This is a genomic window from Acinetobacter sp. TAC-1 (assembly GCF_029025845.1).
GTDB classification, from domain to species: domain Bacteria; phylum Pseudomonadota; class Gammaproteobacteria; order Pseudomonadales; family Moraxellaceae; genus Acinetobacter; species Acinetobacter guillouiae.
Map to the genome: position 1 here is coordinate 3138200 of NZ_CP118892.1, position 18821 is coordinate 3157020.

An 18821-nucleotide genomic window follows, 5' to 3' on the forward strand; every position below is an offset into this window, starting at 1 on the left:
TATGGACTCTACTTTATTCGCTTTTGCCTTGATTGCCTTAGGTATGGCACTCACCCCTGGCCCAAATATGATTTACCTGATCTCAAGGTCCTTATGTCAGGGCAAAACTGCGGGAATGGTTTCATTGGGCGGCACAGCGCTCGGTTTTGTATTTTATATGCTGTGTGCTGCTTTTGGGATCACCGCTTTATTAATGACGATTCCAATTGCATACGATGTTTTAAAAATTGCTGGTGCGCTCTACTTGATTTATCTTGGCTGGAAAGCAATTCGCTCTCCTCACTCGCCTTTTGAGATTGCCAGTCAACAGTCTTATTCTAATTCAAAACTATTTTTGATGGGCTTTTTGACCAATCTACTCAATCCTAAAATTGCGATGATGTATTTAGCTTTGTTGCCACAATTTATCAAACCACACCAAGGCGATGTTTTAGTGCAAACGCTGAGTTTGGGTTTTGTGCAAATTGTGATTAGCCTACTCGTCAACATGCTGTTGATTTTTACTGCCAGTTCATTTACCCAATTTTTAAATCGTCACGCACTTTGGTTAAAAGTACAAAAATGGTTTATGGGTACGGTATTTTTTGGCTTAGCAACACAAATCATGCTGAGCTCCAAAAGATAAAACCAAACAACCTAATATAAATTTAAACGTTTTCAATAAGATGTAGCCGAACCAGCTATATAGTAATACGCTTCAACGTATATCCAATGATATCCATCTTAGCCACACCCATAAAAAAACGACTCAAAGTGGAGTATTTACTTTGAGTCAAATGCACTGATTTAAAAAGTTTCTTTTTGATAAGCAATTATTCTGCCAACTTATGAATTCGCTTGGCATAACTTGAATGGGCAGAATGATTAAGCTTAGTCAAAATACCATTATCCCCCAAGATACGACGGGCACCTGTTTGCGCCCATTGGGGCAATAAAGCATAAGCACTATGTACCGATTGTAAGTAATCAGGTACCGCAATAAATAACCGTGGCTTAATTAAAGCACTCACAACTGCATCGGCAACCTGTTGTGGTGTCACCGCTGGAATCGTTTTTGCCGCATTTTCAGTTCCAGCGGTAAGCTCTGTCAGCACTTTACTGGGTAAAATTGCCGTGAACTGAATAGCCGAATCACGAAACTCACCTGCAACTGCTTCGGTGAGACCAATCACAGCAAATTTAGTCCCTGAATAAACCGCAGAACCCGGCAAGGCAAAACGCCCTGCAAGTGAGGCGATATTGACAATATGACCTTGTTTATATTTAAGCAATTCAGGAAGTGCCAATTGCATACCAATGATGACACCACGAAAGTTAATATCAATTTGTGCATCTGCTAAAGCGGGATCTTCATCCAGAAAAGCCCCCATCGGCATAATCCCAGCATTATTCACTAAAGCATAAAGACTGCCATAATGTTGAATGGTATTTTGAATAAATTGGGCAAATGATTCACGATCACGCACATCCACTTTAAAAGCTTTGGCACCAATACGTTGGGCTTCTTTTTCAGCAAGTGCTAAATCGAGATCACCGATACTGACTTTTGCACCTTGTGCAATTAAAGCTTCCGCGGTAGCTAAACCAATACCACGTGCGGCACCAGTAATCGCAATCACTTTGTCTTTTAATTTTTGTTTTTTAAACATTGCGTTATCCTTTATTTAAAATCTTGGTAAATTTCATATCCATCCTCTTTATTTAGGTTTGAATATGATGAAAGTTAAAATCTCTTTTTCATACAACATCTTCTTGCTTTAAGCATGTGCTTGGTTCAGGTTGATGATCAATCAGATACTCAGCTAAATTAAAATGTTTCATCTTTTCTCGGAGTTTATAGGTTGACCATGGCCAAACTGTACTGTTACGTCCATTGCGATCAATAAAATAGCTTTGACATCCACCCTTATTCCATACTGTGGTTTGCAAAGCTGCTTGGACTTTTTCATTAAAAACTTTGGTGATTTTGGGATTTGGTTCAATGGTCTTGATGCCCAATTGAATTGCCTGTTTCAAAGCATCGATAATGTAATCAAGCTGAGCTTCAATGATAATAAATGCTGAAGAACTCACAGCGACATTAGGACCAAACATCAAAAAACCATTTGGACAATTTTCTATCATTGTCCCCATATAGCCTTCAGGACTCCCCTGCCAAACATCTGACATCCGTTGTCCAAAACGGTTATAGACACGATTGGCAATGGGTGGTTCTGCAATCTCAAACCCTGTACCTAGAATAATCACATCCGCTTCACAATGTTCACCATTACTTGCAATTAAAGTATTCCCTTTAATTTCAGATAAACCACTGGCAATCACCTCCACATTGTCTTGTGCTAAAGCAGGATACCAATTGTTGGATTGTAAAATACGTTTACAACCAATAATAAAATTGGGGGTTAATTTTTCTCGTAGTTGTGGATTTTTAATATGGTAATTTAAATGCCATTTGGCTAATTTTTGGAATTGCTTCATTGCCGCAGGACTTTGAATTCCACCGTTTATCGTTTCAAAAATTCCATAGACTGAGCCTCGCATCAGCTGTTGAGTCAGTGGTAACAGCTTAAACATGGCACGAACAGGTGCAAGTAATGGCATGTCAGACTTTGGCAAAATCCATTGTGCAGTACGTTGAAAGATCGTCAGTTGTTTAACTTGGGGTTGAATCTGCGGAACAAACTGGATGGCAGAAGCACCTGTGCCAATCACCGCAACTCGTTGAGCTGTTAAGTCCAAATCATGCCGCCATTGTGAAGAATGGAAAATTTCTCCTTTAAAGCTTTCAATACCTTTAACATCAGGCAATACAGGTTCATGCATAGGGCCACAAGCAAGAATTGCAAATTGAGAGCGCAACTCGCCCTGTTCGGTTTGGATAATCCAGCAATGTTCCACATCGGACCACTGTGCTTGTAAAACTTCACGATTCAAATGCACATGTGGCATGACCTTGTACTTATCGACCACATCAAATAAATATTGTTTAATTTCTTTTTGCTGTGCAAAGACCCGTGACCATGCAGGGTTTTGTTCAAAAGAGTATGAATAGAGCGCCGATGGTACATCACAGGCACAACCTGGATAGGTATTTTCACGCCAGACCCCGCCCATTTCAGCAGCCTTTTCCAGCAATATAAAATCTTCAATCCCTGCTTGTTTTAATTTGATTGCGGCACCAAGACCAGCAAAACCACCACCCACGATAATCACTTTATAAAAGTTTTTATCTTTGGTACTTTTTTTCATTTGTTCCATGTTGAAAATCGCTTAGAATATAAACAATAGGAATACAATGTCAAAAACGGAATGACTTGTCAATTTCCATTGTTTAACAATTTTGAATATTTATTTGGTATTCTTTGCCTATGAATGAACCAACTTTAACTCGTGCAGAACGTCAACGTATCCAATTACAAGCTGATATTTTAGAAGCTGCGTTTTTAGAATTTTCTGAGCGTGGATACCATCAAACAGCGATTTCAGATATAGCCAAACGCTTAGGCATTGGTCATGGTACTTTTTATCGCCATTTTGAAAATAAACGCGATATCTTGCAGCATGTTATTTCTGATACCATGCAAAAAATCATGGCGTTGCTTACTGGTGAAAATGCACCTCAAGCAGTGAATAATATTGAAGAGTACCGTGAACAATGTCAGCGAATTTCTGAACGCTTCCGTCTTTTTGCACAAGAGAATCCTCTAACTCTAAAATTATTATTACTTGAAGCAACCTCAATAGATGCTGAAATGACCAGATTTATTCAAAACTTGATGCAAATGGCGGGTATTTTTACTGCCAACTATTTAAAGCATGGGGTAGATTCTGGCTTTTTTCGTGAGAATTTAGATTGTGAAAATACGGGGCATAATATCATTGGGATGATTACCAATGGGGCTTTACGCTTTTTAGCCAACCCTGAAGATCTTAAAGGTTTAAAAAACTATGGCGATTCGATTATTGAATTAATCATTGGCGGAGTTGCTAAGCCATCAGCCTGATTTATAGCAATCAACAGAATATAAATTAAACTGTTTTCTTTATCTCATTCAATCCTACTGGTTATGGTTATGTTGTGAAGATGAATGTCTCCCTTGGATGGAAATATAGCCTCAACAGAGTTTTTTACTTTCATCCTAAGATTGAAATAATACTTAAATTTACTCAAAAACTGTCCATAACATAGATTATGGGCAGTTTTTAATGAGATAAAATATTAGACTTCTTTCATAAGTCCTTTTTAAAACCATAAATCAATATAAAATCCCCCTCATCCTAGCCTTCTCCCAGAGGGAGAATGAACTTTCAATACCAATATGATTCACTCCACATGATCATTTTTTATTTATGAAAGATCTTTATTGAAGATAAGTTTGCATTTTTAAATGCTATTTTTTATAACGAATACAATTACGCCCATCTTTTTTTGCCAGATATAAATATTCATCAGCAGCTTTAAACACCTTATGGATGTCGGTAGAAATTTCAGGCCAATGCGCTATTCCTATCGACACGGTAATCGCAGGTATTTCTCCGATTGGCGTTACTTCTAATGCCTGCCGAATTCGTTCTGCAATATTAATGGTTAAATTTTGGCTATCGATAGGGCTTAGAATCACAAATTCTTCTCCACCAATCCGACAACAAACATCAATACTTCTCACACAATCTTTAATATTTTGTGCAGTCTTGGTCAGGACTAAGTCGCCTTTTTCATGTCCATACTGATCATTAATTTTTTTAAAATAATCGATATCCACAGCAATAATTGCAAATGGTGCGTCATTTTTCATTAAGCGTTCAATATGTAACTCCATCCCTCTACGGTTATAAAATCCTGTTAATGGGTCTGTATTTACATAATGATTGAGCGTAGATATTTTTTTCTTAAAATTTGAAGAGCTCTGTAACAGTGAGCGTTTAAAATTTCTTACCTCATAATATAAGGCATCTACATTTTTAATTTGAGTTGCGGTCTCTGGATTATTGAGATGGCTCGCCATGGTTGCTAAGCGGTTTAATGGTGCTGAGATATAATATGATATCTTCCAAATAATCAAAAAGATTAAAATATAAAAACCAAGCATATAAGCAATAATTTTATAAATCAGATACGGAACTTTTTCTAAAAGCTTATGGGTTGGTTGTTGCGAAACAATGATCCAGTTGGTATGGCTTACTCGGGCAAAACCCGCTAAATTATCTACCCCTTTACTATTGATCAGTCTTATTTTTCCAATCATATGAGTGGACATATAGTTAAGGCCAGTATTGTCTGTTGCAAGGGTACCGATTCGACTCGCATCAGGATGGAAAATAATTTTTCTATTGCTATCCAATACATACATATAGCTGTCTTTATAGTTAAAGCTCAGTGTTAATAACTCGTTAATGATATTTTTTTCTTTTAAATAAATTGCCCCACCAATAAAGCCCAGATACTTTTTGTTTTTATCAAAAATAGGCTGTGAAATAAAAACAATTAAATTGTTTTTGATTGAGTAATATGGGCTTGTGATCACCGTGTTTTGCGTTTCAATGGATTGTTTAAATCCAAGTGTTGTATTCACCACATTTTTATTAATGGCAATTTTTGACGGTGAATAATTCAGTACATGCCCGTATTTATCTGAAATAATCACACTGTCAAAGTAATTCGATTGAAATTTAAGTCGGTCTACTTCTGACTGTTTAAATTGCTCGTCATTAAATGAGTCCCCCAGCAAAGTGGCACTATAATTTAACTGCTTTAATACAGTCTGAATTTGAGAATCCGTTTTTTGGGCAATCTTAGTGGCATATTCCATATTTACTGAAAGAGAAGTATCTAATAGTTCTTTTTTTTGAATAGAATAATTCACGAAAAGTGAAGCAATAAATAGAATGGCGATGCTGAATATTGCTAAAAAAAGAATAAGTTTTCTCAGATTTAACTTTAAACAAAATATGAGTTTTTTCAGTTTCATGAGGTCATTTGCAAAACAGCATTTGATTGAATTTTATTCTTTTTTACTTAGTATTACTACAATATTTTTACCATTGTTTAATTTATTTTCATGATTTTTAAATGGTTTCCCTTAACATAATTTTTAAGAAAATTTCTTAAAAATAATCATCTGGCTTTGGTCAATGGTGTTTTAGCGACTTTAACTCAGTATATAAACCATGCGAAAATGTGCAAATGACGAATATATCGCCCCATAAAAATAAACTGAATAAGCTGTAAATTAAACCAGAAAAATACCTGTATTATTTTATTTCCCCATGGCTATATGCCTTTACTATAGGCACTACAGATACCATGAGGCTAACTAAGAATTGCTTGAAGTTGCACATCATTTTAGTGTATTTCGGAAGTCATATGTTCTATTGAGTGAAATGCTTAAAATGATTTAAATCACACCATTATCTTTGTTTATTTTAACTGTTCCACCCTAGAAAAATTTAGGGAAAAATAAATAGAAAAGACACATGAATAAGAATTATTTTGCTCAATGGATGTATGCGCCTTTGAACAGAATATTTTGATCATCGTTGCCTTCTAAAAATGATACTCTCGCCAACCGTATCTGACAGTTATCCATTTTATCGTATATCTGTCAGATTAAAGCTATATTTGGCTTTTAAGGATCACAAACCATCTTTGCTCTGTTTACATCCGATCACCATAATACTCGTAATAATATCACCTGGACCCGTCAGTGCTGTGATATTACAAAGGTATTGAGCATGCTCTTGTACGGCATTTTGATAGTACCCTGTTGGACGATATTGATTTTCATAAATAGCGCCTACAACCCCTTGTCCGCCGGTTTGGCCAACGACACGCTGACCTGCATATTCAGTCCCCGTTTGTACAAATTGCTGTACGACACGTTGTGAAACAATCGAATTTTCCCACATTGCAGAGCCACCTAGTTTACTCGCGGGGACGCGATAAGTTGGTGAGCCAAAGATTCCGATTGCTTTATTTACATGTTGCCCAACCAATTTATCAGCAGCCTGTTGTACAGGATTAGGTGTTGAAACACAGCCCGTGAGTAACAAGCCGAATGTGAATACAGCCCAAATAGCTGCGGCTCTATGTTTAGCCGCCCTATTCTGGTGCTGTCGACTATTGCTTGTACTGGTTGTCAATTGTTGTTTACTGATCATAAGAAAGTTTCCTTTTGCTTACGCTGGTGATTTATCTACACTAAAACCAATAAATTTGTTTTATAAAACACTTCGATGCTTTAGACATCATGAGCAATCATAAATTATGGATCAAGATAATACTCAGCCCGCACATTGCCTTGTTCCAATTCATAAGCGCGTTCAGCCACACGTTCAAGCGACTCTCGGTCACAATCCAATGCGGTCAAGTTTTTACCCGAAGGTTTAACTGCATTTTCATCATCAAATGCAGCTTGATCACATTGATCATCTTTAAAATTTTGCAAAGATCGCCACTCTGCTTGAGCATCAGTTAATCTGCTTTGTTGATATGCTGAGAGCTTAGGTGCTAGTTTTTTTACGGCCTGATTTAATCTTTCATTCTGACCTAAATGCTCTGCACTGATACACAGTTGCTTGTTCCCTGTGGTTTTTGCTGTATTTATACAGCTTTGGTAGGTTTTTGAGTATTGCAATGTCGGTGCAGCTGATAACAAAGTCGCAAAGCTACATAAGCTAGCAATGCTCAAAATATAGATGTATTTTGAGTATATTTTATCCATATTCTTAACTACTTTCTAAAAAGGTTTATTGCAAAAGTGTCTATAATTTATTCACATACTAGCTATACTTTATAGTTTAATTCATGTGAAATTAAAACTATAAAAAGGCAAATACTTTACAAAATTTAAGCCATTTTATTCAGACTATATTTAGGTTTATCCATACAATTCGACCTTGCTAAAATTAAGCCTATGAATTTTTATTACATTGCATGCTGAACGAGAACAAAGTTTTTCTTTGCTTAAAGCACAAGCAGTAGCGTAAGGTTAGAATGTGTTTCTATAGTCAACCTGTTAGAAAAACTCAGACGCATAAATATAATTTCTATTAATTAATTATTTCCTATTAAATCAATTGCATGGAAAAATAAATTATTTGATTGTAAGAAGACTTACAATGCCACACCTTACTTTCAAAGTTTAAATACCCTTGCGTAGGCGATGCCTCACTTTTCTTAGGAATGCCAAACCTTGCGCTGCAAACAAAGCTGTGCTTTGTTTTTGCTCATGTTTGGCAAGGGGTACGTCCTGTACCCCCGCCCAACGGCAACATCCCTGTCGCCCCACGGTAGAATAACCATCTAAGATTCAAAATTACAAAAAAAATGAATTGATAACCAACAGTTTCTAAAAGTTCACACAAAAGCATAATCCTCTTTTATCAACAAAGGTTTTATAGAAATAATGTGTATGAACAATGAGGTGGTTTGACTACTCTATCTAATTAACAGCACAAATCTATATGCAAAATAAGGCAGTACAAAGTTGATGCTAAGATGAACTCAGATCGTTGAGATGTTATTACTACGCAATACAGGACGCTACATAAGATAATTATTATTCAATAGATTGTGTAAATTCGCTGTTTAAATAGACTGTTAAAATGTGTTTTAAACAGATAAAAAAATGACCTTAGCGAAGATACGCTAAGGTCACGATTACAACAAATAAATTAGCCTGGGAAAATACCGCGTTCCATACGTGCTTTTAAGATACGCTCACAACCTAAAATAAATGCAGCCGTTCTTAAACTACATACTTTGTCATTTGAGGTCTGCCATACGTCATTAATCGCTTGAACCATTAATTTATCGAGTCTTTGGTTGATTTCTTCTTCCGACCAGAAGTAGCTCGACATATCTTGAACCCATTCAAAATAACTGACCGTTACACCACCCGCATTACAAATCACATCAGGTACAACCGTAATACCACGTTGGATTAAGATATCATCTGCTTCTGGATAAGTTGGACCGTTTGCACCTTCAAGTACCAATTTCGCTGTCAATTTCTGTGCGCGTTCAACCGTGATTTGACCTTCCAATGCGGCAGGAATCAAGATATCCATTTCAACATCCCAGAAATCCTCATCGCTAATCGCTTGAGCACCAGCAAAGCCACCCACACCTTGATTGCTTTCTAAATAGGTTTTTAAAGCTGCCAAATCAATACCTTGAGGGTTGTAAATCGTCCCTGTATGGTCTTGAATCGTTACAATAATAGATTTTGAATCGGCAAATAGATATGCAGCTTCACTACCAACGTTACCAAAACCTTGGACAGCAACTCGTGCACCCTCTAAAGGAAGTTTAATTTTTGCAGCAACTTGTTGACCGGTAATAAATACACCACGACCTGTTGCTTTAATGCGTCCTAAAGAACCACCTAAATGAATTGGCTTACCTGTAACAACACCTGTTACGGTATGGCCTTGACCCGAAGAATATGTATCCATAATCCAGCCCATAACGTTGGGATTGGTACCAACATCCGGCGCTGGAATATCTTTTTGTGGGCCAATGATATGGCTAATTTCACTGGTATAACGACGAGTTAAGCGCTCTAACTCACGAGGAGAAAGCTGACGAGGATCAACACGAACACCACCTTTTGCACCGCCAAAAGGTAGATTTAAAACCGCAGTTTTAATGGTCATCCATGCAGAAAGTGCCATCACTTCATTGAGATCTACATCTGGATGGTAACGAATACCGCCCTTACCTGGACCACGCGATAAGTTATGTTGAACGCGATAGCCTTCGAAATGACGGATTGTGCCATCATCCATCACAATTGGTACATCGACAATCAAAGCACGCTTTGGTCGCTTTAACGTGTCGACATAATCTTTCAGATGTTCTAAATACGGTGTAACTCGCTCGATTTGTTCGAGGTAGGTAGACCATGGACCGTTATTTTGAGAGATATAAGATAAATTAGACATACTTTGCTTATCCTTTTGATGAAGTCACTTGAATCATCAATCAAATATGTAGTTAAAAATGATATAAGCGGCTAATTTGGCAGTTCTGTTGTCCAAATCAAACCGCGGATTACATTCAGCCACATCAAAAACTTTGATCTTGCCAGTTTTTTTAATGGCTTCTAATAATGGGTCAAAAATAGATAAATCGATTCCTTTCACCGCAGGTGCGCTGACACCCGGCGCAATGCTAGCGTTAAATACATCAAGGTCAACCGTAATATACAAATAGTCTACTTTTTTAATAAAATTATTTATTCTTAAGATTAAATTTTCAACATTTTGCAGTTTTAATTCATAATCGTAAATATAATTACAGTTTAAACGCTCTGCTGTTTCAAACAAAATTTTAGTATTTGAATGCTTGGCAACGCCGATACACATGTAGTTAAATTCTTGATGAAACTGTTCTGATAGTTTAGCTGCATTTAAAAAAGGTGTGCCTGAAGTGACCTGTTCAGCTTCACGTAAATCAAAGTGTGCATCGAAGTTAATAATGCCGATTTTCTTATTCAGATGATTATTTTGAATGTATTGAAATAAGCCAGAAAAACTGCCAAAGGCAACTTCATGCCCACCGCCTAACACAATCGGCTTCATATCGGAATTTAAACTACGTTCGACTTGATGCGCCAATTCTGCCTGTGCTATTTCAAGTTCAGCATGATCACAAAGCACAGTGCCTAAATCGATAATGGTCACAGGTTGATGTACAGGTAAATTTGCCAATTGCGCACGAATCATATCTGGTGCATCAGCTGCACCTAAGCGTCCATGATTGCGTTTAACACCCTCATCTGAACTAAAGCCAATAAAAGCAAAAGATGCCTGATGACTGGTATTGATCACTTGATGGAGACGAAGATGAGCATCACCTTCTCCATCTTGTCGTCCTTGCCACTTAAATGAATGATTCATTATTAATATCACTCTATAAAAATTAATCTCAAGCTGAGATCAAGATTTCATTTCCATGTTGGATGATTCGTTTTGATAAATCACCGCCAAGCCAATACACAATCTCAGAAGGATGCTCAATATCCCAAGCAATAAAATCCGCCACTTTGCCCTGTTCTAATGTGCCATGCGAGTCTTGTAAGCCAAGTGCATAAGCGGCATGGGTTGTGACACCTGCGAGTGCTTGTTCTGGTGTTAAACGGAATAATGTACTGCCCATATTCAGCATTAAACGTAATGACAAGGCTGGTGATGTTCCTGGATTTAAATCACTAGATAATGCGATACGCACACCATGTTGCTGCAAACTGTCTAAAGGTGGGTACTTGGTTTCTCTTAGAAAATAGAATGCTCCCGGTAATAACACAGCAACTGTGCCTGAAGCAGCCATGGCTTTGGCATCAGCTTCGGTCATGTATTCCAAATGATCTGCGGATAAAGCATGGTAACGCGCAGCAAGCGTTGAACCACCGAGAGATGAAAGTTGTTCTGCATGTAATTTAACAGGTAGGTTTAATGCCTGAGCTGCTTTAAAAACACGTTCAACTTGCGCAGGTGAAAATGCCAAATGTTCACAGAAAGCATCGACAGCATCGACTAAGCCTTCTTGATGCAGTTTGGGTAACATCTCGGTACAGATATGTTCAATATAAGCATCACTTTGATCTTGATACTCAGGTGGCAAAGCATGGGCTGCCAAACACGTACTTTTTACGGTCATCGGTAAAGTTTGAGCGACTTGACGAATCACACGGAGCATTTTACGTTCATTGCTATAGTCCAGACCATATCCCGACTTGATTTCAATGGTGGTTACACCATCTTTAAGCATACAACGAATACGTTTGAGTGCCGAAGCAAGGAGCTGTTCCTCACTTGCTTCACGTGTTGCCCGTACAGTGCTTGCAATACCACCGCCACTCGCTGCGATTTCCGCATAACTGACACCTTGCAAACGTTTTTCAAACTCAACACTACGATTTCCACCAAATACACTATGCGTATGACAATCAATTAAACCGGGAGTCACCCATGCGCCATTGAGGTCAATGATCTCAGCATAGTCATCTACAGGAACATCTTTTTCTGCGCCAATCCAGTGAATATGTTGCGCTAAAGTAACGATTGCAGCAGATTCAATACTGGAATATTGCCCATCTTGCATAGTTGCAATATGACAATTTGTCCAAAGTTTTTTCATTGACATTTCCTCTTGCTGCCCATGCGTTAATCACGCTTGGGCAGCTTCAGTATCAGCTTTCCATTTCGACGTTTTGTTGAGGCTCTGATTTTTCTTTTACTGAGTTTTGCTTGGGCTTCACCCATATCGTATAAGCAATCCAAAGTAGAACTAACCATGTTATACCGACATAAAGTGCAGGTCTTGAGTCTGGGAAATATCCCATCATGGCTAAAATAAACAGCATAAATACAATGGCAAATGCAGGTGCATAAGGCCAGCCAATCACAGGAAAATCTAATGCTTTAATTTCTGATTTAGACAGTTTACGGCGCATGCCCACTTGAGAAAGTAAGATCATCAACCACACCCAAACTGTTGCAAATGTTGCAATTGAGGCGATGATAATAAATACATTTTCAGGGATCAGATAATTAAGCACGACGCCGACAAGTAACACACCAGCCATCACCACCACAGTCATCCAAGGAACACCATTACGTGAAAGTTTCTGGAACACTTGAGGTGCTTGTTTATGCTTAGACATACCATACAGCATACGCCCTGCACCAAATACATCACTATTGATCGCGGAAATTGCAGCTGTAATGACCACAATATTTAAAACAGTTGCTGCAGATTTGATGCCTAAGTTTTCAAAAATTTGTACAAATGGACTGCCTTGGCTACCAATTTGATTCCATGGGAAAATCGACATCAATACAAAAATTGTCAGAATATAAAAAAGTAAGATACGTACAGGAACTGCATTAATTGCACGTGGAATCGACGTTTTCGGATCTTGTGACTCACCCGCTGTGATCCCAATGATTTCGATGCCACCGAATGCAAATACCACAACAGATAAACAGGCAACTAAACCCATAATCCCATTGGGCATAAAACCCTCATGAATCCATAAGTTTTGAATACCAGGTACAAAGCCTGTGTGATCTGCATTAAAGCCATAGATCATTAGACCAAAACCACCCAAAATCATGGCAACAATAGCGCTGACCTTGACGATGGATAGCCAGAACTCGACTTCACCAAAGACTTTAACGTGGATCAGGTTAATTGCCCCTAAGAACATAATCAGCGATAAAATCCAGATCCATCGTGGCACATCGGGGTACCAAAACCCCATATAGATACCAAAAGCAGTCACGTCAGCCAAGGCGACAATGATCATTTCAAAGACGTAGGTCCAGCCTGTAGTAAAACCAGCTAAAGGGCCAAGATAATTCGAGGCATATTCACTAAAAGAACCTGATACGGGGTTATGAACAGCCATTTCCCCTAATGCTCGCATCACAATATAAATTGCAATCCCTGCAACCATATAAGCAATTAAAACAGACGGACCTGCCATTTTAATTGCCGTTGCTGATCCATAGAAAAGCCCCGTGCCAATCGCTGAACCCAATGCCAAAAAGCGGATATGACGGGTGTTTAACCCCCGCTGTAATGTGGAGTGTTGTGACATTATAATCTCCAATCCTTGAGGAAATTTAGTTAGATTCGGTCACTCCATGTGACCGTTTTATTGATCACACTTCAGACAAGCTCGGTAGTAGCTTCGCAATCAGCAGTTCGTTCAGACAACCACTTGCGAGCAATTCACTTGCTTGTTCGATATCTGGCGCGAAGAAACGATCTTCACTGTAATACGCCACTTGATCACGCAGAATTTTACGGGCACGTTCAAGTTTAGGAGAGCTTTTCAATCCTTCACGGAAATCAAGTCCCTGACATGCACCTAACCACTCAACTGCGAGAATGCCGCGAACGTTATCAGCCATATACCACAAGCGTTTTCCTGCATTAGGCGCCATGGAAACATGGTCTTCCTGATTTGCAGAGGTCGGTAAACTATCAACACTGGCAGGATGTGCAAGTGCTTTATTGTCACTGGCCAACGCAGCGGCTGTTACTTGAGCAATCATAAAGCCCGAATTCACCCCACCATTGGCAACCAAAAATGGAGGAAGCTGTGACATATGGCGATCCATCATCATCGAAACACGACGTTCAGACAGTGAGCCAATCTCAGCAATCGCTAAGGCCAAATTATCAGCAGCCATTGCTACGGGTTCAGCATGGAAGTTACCTGCTGAGATTACGTCACCTTCTGCTGCAAACACCAATGGGTTATCTGAAACTGCATTCGACTCAATCGCTAATACTTCTGCTGCTTGACGAATTTGCGTTAAACAAGCCCCCATTACTTGAGGTTGGCAACGCAGTGAATACGGGTCTTGAACCTTGCTACAATCTTCATGTGAATGTGCGATTTCACTTGATTCAGTCAATAAGTCACGATATGCAGCGGCAACATCAATTTGACCACGCTGACCACGAACTTCATGAACACGTGCATCAAATGGTGCACGTGAACCGAGCATAGCTTCAACGCTTAATCCACCACAAACGGTCGCAGCAGCAAATAAATCTTCTGCTTCAAATAGACCACGTAATGCGTATGCTGTTGAAACCTGTGTACCATTTAAAAGTGCCAAACCTTCTTTGGCCGCTAAAGTAATGGGTTCTAATCCTGCAATTTTAAGTGCTTCAACTGCTGGTAACCATTCCCCTTTATAACGTGCTTTACTTTCACCGAGTAAAACCAGAGACATATGTGCAAGGGGTGCTAAGTCACCTGAAGCGCCGACTGAACCTTTTAATGGAATATGCGGATAAACTTCTGCATTGATCAAGGCAAGGATTGCATCAATCACTTTAGGACGGATACCAGAAAAACCACGTGCCAAACTATTGGCCTTTAACAACATAATTAAGCGAACCATCGCATCATCTAAAGGTACGCCCACACCAGCGGCATGAGAAAGTACCAATGAGCGTTGTAACTGTTCTAAGTCTTCAGGGGCAATTTTAGATGAAGCGAGTAAGCCAAAGCCAGTATTGATACCGTACGCTGTACGTCCTTCATTCACAATTTTTTCGACACATGCAACACTTGCATTGATGCCAGCATAAGCACTGTCATCCAGTTTAACTTTGATTGGATTTAAATACGCTTGGCGAAGATCTGCGAGTGTGAGCTTGCCTGGTTGAATTAAGAGTTCCATTTTGACGTCCTGTTTTGCGCTATATTGTTCTCTTACGATGCTGTTTACACAATTGCAAAAAGCATCGTAATGTCCTTGTCTTTTATTTGGTGATCATCGGCAAGTTCAAACCTTGCGCTTTGGCACATTCAACAGCGATATCATAACCAGCATCTGCATGACGCATTACGCCTGTTGCTGGGTCATTGGTCAACACACGAGCAATACGTGCTGCTGCTTCATCTGTACCATCACAAACAATCACGACACCTGAGTGTTGAGAGAAGCCCATTCCTACACCACCACCGTGATGTAATGAAACCCAAGTCGCACCACCTGCTGTATTAAGTAAAGCATTCAGCAATGGCCAATCAGATACAGCATCAGAACCATCTTGCATTGCTTCAGTTTCACGGTTTGGACTGGAAACTGAACCTGAGTCTAAATGATCACGACCTATGACGATTGGCGCTGAAAGCTCACCACTACGTACCATTTCGTTAAATGCCAGACCTAATTTTGCACGCAAGCCTAAACCAACCCAGCAAATACGTGCTGGTAAGCCTTGGAAGCTAATCCGTTCTCTTGCCATGTCTAACCAACGATGTAAATGTTCATCGTCTGGAATCAATTCTTTAACTTTTGCATCTGTTTTATAGATATCTTCTGGATCACCTGAAAGTGCAACCCAACGGAATGGTCCAATACCACGACAGAATAATGGACGGATATAGGCAGGTACAAAACCGGGGAAATCAAATGCGTTTTCTACGCCTTCTTCCTGCGCCATTTGACGGATATTATTGCCATAGTCAAAGGTTGGAACACCCATTTTTTGGAAATCCAACATCGCTTGTACATGCTTTGCCATAGATTGTTTTGCAGCTTTTACCACTGCTTCTGGCTCAGTTTTGGCACGTTGACGATATTCTTCCCATGTCCAACCAATTGGTAAATAGCCATTGAGTGGATCATGTGCACTGGTTTGATCCGTCACCATGTCCGGATGAACACCACGGCGAACCAATTCAGGTAAAATCTCAGCTGCATTGCCATGTAACGCAATCGAAATCACCTTGCCTTCTTTGGTATAACGGTCAATACGCGCCAAAGCATCATCTAAATCTGTAGCTTGTTCATCGACATAACGTGTACGTAAACGGAAATCAATACTGGCTTGCTGGCATTCAATATTAAGCGAGCAAGCGCCTGCCAATGTCGCGGCTAAAGGCTGAGCCCCTCCCATTCCACCTAAACCAGCAGTCAACACCCAACGACCTGTTAAGTCACCGTTGTAGTGCTGGCGACCAGCTTCAACAAAAGTTTCATAAGTGCCTTGTACAATGCCTTGGCTGCCGATATAGATCCAAGAACCTGCGGTCATTTGACCATACATTGCCAAGCCTTTAGCATCTAGCTCGTTGAAATGTTGCCAATTTGCCCAATGTGGAACTAAGTTTGAATTGGCAATAAGAACACGTGGTGCATCTTTATGTGTTTTGAACACACCAACGGGTTTACCTGATTGAACCAATAGAGTTTCGTCATTTTCTAAAGTTTTAAGTGTTTCAACAATCTTGTCATAACATTCCCAATTACGTGCAGCACGACCAATACCACCGTAAACAACAAGCTCTTTTGGATTCTCTGCGACATCAGGATCAAGATTATTCATCAACATACGCAGTGGAGCTTCAGTCAACCAACTTTTTGCATTGAGCTTAGTACCACGAGGTGCGCGAATTTCTACATCACGAAATTTTGTTGTCGTTGTTGTCACAATAGGACTCCTTCCTTTGAGTTTAAACCAGCAAATTAAACTGCATTCACTGTATAGCAATGTACTAACTTGTATATACATCTATATACTACACAAATCTTTAATATTGAAAAGATGCTTTTTAAATTATTTTTAAAAAAATTTATAAACATATAAAATAAATAGATTTATTTTTCATAAAAACAAAAAAACGCAGACAACTTCAGCTTGTATGCGTTTAAGTAAAATCAATAAAATTTAGATTTTTGTGAGTTGTATGAGACAAGTTTGCTTTAAAAATTGCTGATTTAATGTGATAGCTTGCAATGATTTTTCATTTTCAAGTTTAAGACTGTCCTGATGTTCCAAATGAAAAACTTGTTGACCAATTTCGATAACTAACACCTCAACACTCTGATTAAAAATAAACATCACGTCAGACGATATGGGTATTTCTAAGGCTTCTGGAGAGAAAATCCACTGATACTGTGCATCAAACTTTTTTGGATTATAAATCAAATTAAAATCGCGAATGTGCCCTGCCAACAATTCACAACTGACCACACTGTCTCCACCAAACTCGACGGACTGCAATGTTTTTAAATGCTTAAAATCATCATCTATACGCAGTGAAAGACCTTGACCTTCCAATACCGTCAAAAAGCGATTCATCCCATTAAACTTGGAAAAATCACCCGATGTTTTCACATCGGCCATCGAAATCCGCCAATCAAACTCAGCTAAGCTTTCACCGACACTACGGGCGATTTCAAGCGTATAGCCTTCCCCATTTTTCCATCGCATTTTTTTGTAATGGCTGGCTTTTAAAAGCTCAATCATTGGGTAAATTTACCTTCCAAATAATAGCGGCTGCCAGGATAAATCAGTCTTGCACTGGAGATCAGTTGTTTATTGGACCATGTTCTACGACGGATTAATAAACAAGGCTCTGTTTTATTGATTTTTAGCCATTTACATTCTTGTGCTGAAGCAAGAATCGCAGTAACCACATGCTCACCTTCAGTAACAGGTGCTTTTGACATTAAATAGGCATTAGGCGTGATAGTTTTAAAATCTTGTGCCAAATAATCTGGAATCAGTACGGGATCAACTAAACGATCTTCGATCTGCACTGGCACATCATTTTCATAATGCACAATGATCGAGTGAAATAGTCGTTGTCCTTCTCGAATTTGCATTAATCGGCTTTGTTCTTCATTGGCTTGAATTTGTTCAAGTACCAATACTTCAGCATGATGTTTATGATTTCTCGCAATAATTTCTTCTGCAATATTATTCACATGAAATAATGCTGTACGACCTTGCCCTTCAGCGACAAAAGAGCCAACACCTTGTATACGCACCAATAAACCTTCACTGGTCAGTTCGCGCAATGCCCGATTGACCGTCATACGACTACAACCCAGTAAATTCACCAACTCACTTTCTGAAGGAATTTTTTTATTTACAGTCCATGTTCCTTCATAAATTTTTTGTGAAATCATTTGCTTCACGCGCAAATACAAAGGAACAGGACTATCTTCTTCTAGAGATAAGTCTAGATCATTGTGCTTTGACGCTCTTGACATTGGCTAAAACTCATACAAAATATTCTAACTCATTGTATCTTGAGTCGATGTTATTTGTATATACAAGCCTATACAAATAATCATGATAAAAATATCCATTACTCATCAATGGCATTCCAACTTATATCAATTTACTCATTTTGCTTTTGCATCATTTAATCATAGATGGTGTAGCGGTCACCCAACGAATATTAATCGGCTTTGTTTGCAGCGCAAGGTTTGACTTCGTCTACGCAAAAGAATTTAAACTTTAAATGTAAAGTGTGGCTGTGTAAGTTTTATTC

General features: G+C 38.9%; 15 protein-coding genes. 2 read left to right on the plus strand and 13 right to left on the minus strand.

Translation table 11 applies throughout. From position 1 onward, the window contains the following. The first annotated feature begins 1 nt into the window (after nucleotide 1). Nucleotides 2-625 carry a LysE family translocator gene (locus PYV58_RS14545; protein ID WP_239046039.1) on the plus strand — a complete coding sequence of 208 codons (624 nt, stop codon included), beginning with the start codon at nucleotides 2-4 and terminating at the stop codon, nucleotides 623-625. 187 nt (nucleotides 626-812) lie between these two features. Here the strand turns inward: PYV58_RS14545 and PYV58_RS14550 are convergent, their stop codons facing one another. Next, nucleotides 813-1649, minus strand: coding sequence for an SDR family oxidoreductase (locus tag PYV58_RS14550; protein ID WP_034613167.1), 837 nt, complete (start codon nucleotides 1647-1649; stop codon nucleotides 813-815). Nucleotides 1650-1737: 88 nt separating this feature from the next. After that, nucleotides 1738-3258 carry an NAD(P)/FAD-dependent oxidoreductase gene (locus PYV58_RS14555; RefSeq protein WP_034613164.1) on the minus strand — a complete coding sequence of 507 codons (1521 nt, stop codon included), beginning with the start codon at nucleotides 3256-3258 and terminating at the stop codon, nucleotides 1738-1740. Between the two features lie 110 nt (nucleotides 3259-3368). Here PYV58_RS14555 and PYV58_RS14560 point away from each other — a divergent pair, with 110 nt between their 5' ends. Further along, the gene (locus PYV58_RS14560) at nucleotides 3369-4004 is read left to right on the plus strand and encodes a TetR/AcrR family transcriptional regulator (protein WP_004820248.1); all 636 of its coding nucleotides are present in this window, start codon (nucleotides 3369-3371) and stop codon (nucleotides 4002-4004) included. A gap of 387 nt (nucleotides 4005-4391) precedes the next feature. On the opposite strand, the gene PYV58_RS14565 is transcribed toward PYV58_RS14560, so the two are convergent. The 11 genes from PYV58_RS14565 to hutC all read right to left on the minus strand — a co-directional run bounded on the left by PYV58_RS14565 (nucleotide 4392) and on the right by hutC (nucleotide 18537). Then, a complete protein-coding gene (locus PYV58_RS14565) occupies nucleotides 4392-5969 on the minus strand; it encodes a sensor domain-containing diguanylate cyclase (RefSeq protein ID WP_034617569.1) in 1578 nt (525 codons plus the stop codon). A 664-nt stretch (nucleotides 5970-6633) separates the two neighbouring features. After that, complete coding sequence (locus PYV58_RS14570) at nucleotides 6634-7158, minus strand: hypothetical protein (RefSeq protein WP_034617567.1); 525 nt, start codon at nucleotides 7156-7158, stop codon at nucleotides 6634-6636. Between the two features lie 104 nt (nucleotides 7159-7262). Then, nucleotides 7263-7721: a lysozyme inhibitor LprI family protein gene (locus PYV58_RS14575; RefSeq protein ID WP_034617563.1), complete on the minus strand. Its 459-nt coding sequence runs from the start codon at nucleotides 7719-7721 to the stop codon at nucleotides 7263-7265. A gap of 952 nt (nucleotides 7722-8673) precedes the next feature. After that, nucleotides 8674-9945, minus strand: coding sequence for a Glu/Leu/Phe/Val dehydrogenase (locus PYV58_RS14580; RefSeq protein WP_004721791.1), 1272 nt, complete (start codon nucleotides 9943-9945; stop codon nucleotides 8674-8676). 36 nt (nucleotides 9946-9981) lie between these two features. After that, the gene (gene hutG, locus PYV58_RS14585; protein ID WP_034617561.1) at nucleotides 9982-10902 is read right to left on the minus strand and encodes a formimidoylglutamase; all 921 of its coding nucleotides are present in this window, start codon (nucleotides 10900-10902) and stop codon (nucleotides 9982-9984) included. 28 nt (nucleotides 10903-10930) lie between these two features. Further along, a complete protein-coding gene (gene hutI / locus PYV58_RS14590) occupies nucleotides 10931-12142 on the minus strand; it encodes an imidazolonepropionase (RefSeq protein ID WP_004820235.1) in 1212 nt (403 codons plus the stop codon). Nucleotides 12143-12194: 52 nt separating this feature from the next. Then, on the minus strand, nucleotides 12195-13607 hold the full coding sequence (locus PYV58_RS14595; RefSeq protein ID WP_034617557.1) for an amino acid permease: 1413 nt from the start codon (nucleotides 13605-13607) through the stop codon (nucleotides 12195-12197). Between the two features lie 64 nt (nucleotides 13608-13671). Then, complete coding sequence (gene hutH / locus PYV58_RS14600; protein ID WP_056515934.1) at nucleotides 13672-15210, minus strand: histidine ammonia-lyase; 1539 nt, start codon at nucleotides 15208-15210, stop codon at nucleotides 13672-13674. A gap of 82 nt (nucleotides 15211-15292) precedes the next feature. Beyond that, nucleotides 15293-16969, minus strand: coding sequence for a urocanate hydratase (gene hutU, locus PYV58_RS14605; protein WP_004820229.1), 1677 nt, complete (start codon nucleotides 16967-16969; stop codon nucleotides 15293-15295). Nucleotides 16970-17206: 237 nt separating this feature from the next. Next, nucleotides 17207-17788: a HutD family protein gene (locus PYV58_RS14610; protein ID WP_034617552.1), complete on the minus strand. Its 582-nt coding sequence runs from the start codon at nucleotides 17786-17788 to the stop codon at nucleotides 17207-17209. Then, nucleotides 17785-18537: a histidine utilization repressor gene (gene hutC / locus PYV58_RS14615; protein WP_004721807.1), complete on the minus strand. Its 753-nt coding sequence runs from the start codon at nucleotides 18535-18537 to the stop codon at nucleotides 17785-17787. The genes PYV58_RS14610 and hutC overlap by 4 nt, the downstream gene beginning before the upstream one ends. Nucleotides 18538-18821 lie beyond the last annotated feature (284 nt).